The organism is Arcicella aquatica (assembly GCF_034928825.1).
Classification (GTDB): domain Bacteria; phylum Bacteroidota; class Bacteroidia; order Cytophagales; family Spirosomataceae; genus Arcicella; species Arcicella aquatica.
This window is the reverse complement of the sequence record NZ_JAYFUL010000103.1, coordinates 1-1196: the sequence shown is the minus strand read 5'-3', so window position 1 is coordinate 1196 and position 1196 is coordinate 1. Positions and strand designations below refer to the sequence as shown.

The window sequence follows — 1196 nt, the reverse complement described above, 5'->3', positions numbered from 1 at the left end:
TACTCTACCCGATGAAAAATCAGAATTAATAAAAAAAGGCTGAAATTTGTAGTTCCTAAGCAACAAATACAGCCTTTTAATGAAAAATATCATCGGTATCAAAATTAAAGATTTATTCTCAAAAATTCCTTTAGCAAAGAATTTAGCCAGACAAAAATTTATATCAGACTTTACCCTTGGAGTTATAAAAAGTAGAAATGTACAATTTAAAGAGGTTGGTCTACATTTTACAACCGACTCAAAAGTTGAATCAAATGAGCGAAGAATTCAAGCATTTTTTAAAGATTTTAACTTTGATTATCAACAAGTTGCTATCTTATTAATTATGTTTTTACCCAAAGGTAAATTAAGCCTCTCGATAGATAGAACTGAATGGGATTTTGGTAAATATCAGTGCAATATTCTTATGATAGTTGCTCGCCATGATGGAGTTGGGATTCCTATTTATTGGGATTTATTAGATAACAGAAGTGGTAATAGTAATATTGATAATAGGAAAGAACTGATAGGAAAAGTGATTTCGTTAATAGGAGTTGATAGGATTTTAGTTATTGTTGGAGACCGAGAGTTTATTGGGCATCAATGGATTAAATACTTGAAAAATAACAATATACCATTTTGCATGCGAATGCCAAAGAGCCATTTAATAACTTTGAGAAATACTGATACTTACTCAGTATTTGTACTCTTATCAACTCAAACTGAGCGTTATTATCAAGATTGTATGATAGATGGTGTTTGGTGTAATATAATGCTAAAAAAGTTGCCGGATGGCGATTTTCTGATTTTGGCAGGAAATCTTCCCGCTAAACAATTAGGAAGACTTTATCGAAAAAGATGGTCGATAGAAGTCTTTTTTCAAACTGTCAAAGGACGTGGATTTAACTTGGAAAATACACATCTAAAATCAAGTGACAAAATCAAAAAACTCTTAGTTTTTGTCAGTATAGCTGTTGGAATATGTGTAAATATTGGAAAATATCATCACACAAAAATACAAAATATTAAAACTAAAAAGCATGGGTATAAATCCAATAGCTTTTTCCGAAAGGGACTTGATATTTTGAGAGAAGGGTTTAGAAACATCAATCAAGGATTTTTGAAAATCTGGGAAGAGCTTTTGAATATATTTACTCGGTGGATTCAAATACAACTATCTCATTATCAATATTTAATAAAAAACATCGGGTAGAGTA

1 protein-coding gene is annotated in these 1196 nt (G+C 30.4%); it reads left to right on the top strand.

All coding sequences use genetic code 11. The features are described 5' to 3' along the window. The first annotated feature begins 79 nt into the window (after positions 1 to 79). On the top strand, positions 80 to 1192 hold the full coding sequence (locus tag VB264_RS24990) for an IS4 family transposase (RefSeq protein ID WP_323254127.1): 1113 nt from the start codon (positions 80 to 82) through the stop codon (positions 1190 to 1192). The last annotated feature ends 4 nt before the right edge of the window (positions 1193 to 1196 follow it).

Bases quoted from the DNA above. Each gene is read 5' to 3' on its own strand.
- VB264_RS24990 (WP_323254127.1), top strand. From the start codon at position 80: ATGAAAAATATCATCGGTATCAAAATTAAAGATTTATTCTCAAAAATT.